The organism is Pseudomonas sp. BS-2016, from assembly GCF_001806145.1.
Classification (GTDB): Bacteria; Pseudomonadota; Gammaproteobacteria; order Pseudomonadales; family Pseudomonadaceae; genus Aquipseudomonas; species Aquipseudomonas lundensis.
In genome coordinates, this window is the sequence record NZ_MLCT01000197.1 from 1 (window position 1) to 1,796 (window position 1,796).

The 1,796-nt window shown below is 61.9% G+C and carries 3 protein-coding genes; all 3 read right to left on the reverse strand.

Annotation, left to right across the window (positions count from 1 at the left end):
• On the reverse strand, nt 1–694 hold a 694-nt coding region (locus BKD70_RS23730; protein WP_070415515.1), incomplete at its 3' end, for a uroporphyrinogen-III synthase.
• Nucleotides 691–1,632 (reverse strand): hydroxymethylbilane synthase, encoded by a 942-nt coding sequence (gene hemC / locus BKD70_RS23735; protein WP_070415516.1) that lies wholly within the window; start codon nt 1,630–1,632, stop codon nt 691–693. The genes hemC and BKD70_RS23730, both read right to left, overlap by 4 nt.
• Nucleotides 1,598–1,796 (reverse strand): hypothetical protein (locus tag BKD70_RS25255; protein ID WP_218188964.1); only part of this gene is annotated, 199 nt, incomplete at its 5' end. The genes BKD70_RS25255 and hemC, both read right to left, overlap by 35 nt.

The window sequence follows — 1,796 nt, forward strand, 5'->3', positions numbered from 1 at the left end:
AATCCACAACTTTTTCTGCACCCGCAGCACGCGCCATTTCATATACACGCGGGCTGGGCACGAACAACGGCAGCTGTGCCACCTCTGGCCAATCGGGGCCGGCTGACGCGTGCAGGTGTAAAAAACCCTGCCCACTGCTGACCACCAGGCCGTTCAAGCGTTCCAACTGGATGCGTTGCATCAACGCGCCCTTTTCATACACCGGAAGAAAACGCCGATACAATTCCAGGTAATCGACACTAGCACCTTGCTCGCGTAAACGCTCTGCCAGCAACTCACGCCCGCCCTCGCCGCGCAGGATCAACACCCGGCCGCCCGGCAGTGCAATAGCCTCGCGCAAGGCGGGCAGTTCAAGCAAGGCCTCGCTATCGTCGCCAGTGGCGGGATAGTGAACCTTGAGGCCATGATCGGCCAGTATCTGTGCCGTCGCCGCGCCGACACTGAACCAGGGCATTGGCGGCACAATGTCCCCCAACCGCTGCAACGCCAGGCGTGCAGCCGGCTTGCTCACCACGATGACGGCACAATAGCGCGGCAGCGCGCCGAATACCGCGCGTTGCTCAGCAGTCACCGGCAAGGCTTCGGTCTCCAGCAAAGGCAGGCAGCTGCTGTGAATGCCGCTCTTGGCCAATAACGCCGCCACGGCCGTCGACTCCTCGGCAGGCCGCGTCAGCAGCACTCGCCATTTGGTCACTGCGGGCCGGCCTCGCCATAGACTTTTTGCAAAATGGCACCCGCGCCTTTTTCCAGCAGTTCCTCGGCAACCTGAATCCCCAGGGCCGTGGCATCACGCTGCGGCCCACGCACCTCGGCGGTCAGCAGGTTACCGCCGTCCGGATCACCGACCAGGCCACGAAGCCACAGGTTCTCACCTTCGAGTACGGCATAGCAGGCGATGGGCACTTGGCAGCCACCGTTGAGGTGTTTGTTCAAGGCACGCTCGGCGGTAACACGCACTTCGGTGTCCGCGTGATCGAGAGGCTTGAGCAGTGCGTGAATTTCGCTGTCGGCGGTGCGACATTCGATGCCGACTGCGCCCTGCCCGCCAGCGGGCAGGCTGTCTTCGACGCTGATGGCCGAGGTGATGCGGTCTTCAAAGCCCAGGCGGATCAGGCCGGCAGCGGCGAGGATGATCGCGTCGTATTCGCCGGCGTCCAGCTTGGCGAGGCGCGTGTTGACGTTGCCACGCAAAAAGCGGATCTGCAGGTCGGGACGCCGCGTCAGCAACTGGGCCTGGCGACGCAGGCTGGAGGTGCCGACGATACTGCCTGGCGGCAATTCGTCCAGAGACGCGAAGGTGTTGGAAACGAAGGCGTCGCGCGGGTCTTCGCGCTCGCAGATACAAAAAAGGCCCAGGCCTTCAGGGAAGTCCATGGGCACGTCTTTCATCGAATGCACGGCGATGTCGGCTTCGTTATCCAGCAGCGCAGTTTCCAATTCCTTGACGAACAGGCCCTTGCCGCCGATTTTGGACAGTGGCGAGTCCAGCAGCCTATCGCCGCGACTGACCATGGGCACCAGGGAGACCTTGAGGCCGGGATGGGCCTGCTCAAGGCGTGCTTTGACGTATTCGGCCTGCCACAAGGCCAAGGCGCTTTTACGGGTGGCGATGCGGATTTCGCGAGAGGACATGGATCAATCCGTACTGAATAGATACGGCGGATAATAACAGCTCAGGCAAATACGCTTTGATTTGAATCAGCAAGTGCGGGGCCTCCCTGGCCACGCCGCACCGGGATAAGGAATGCAGACCGCGCCGCAGCCCTTGGGCTAAAGCTGCTGCATCATTTTGCGCA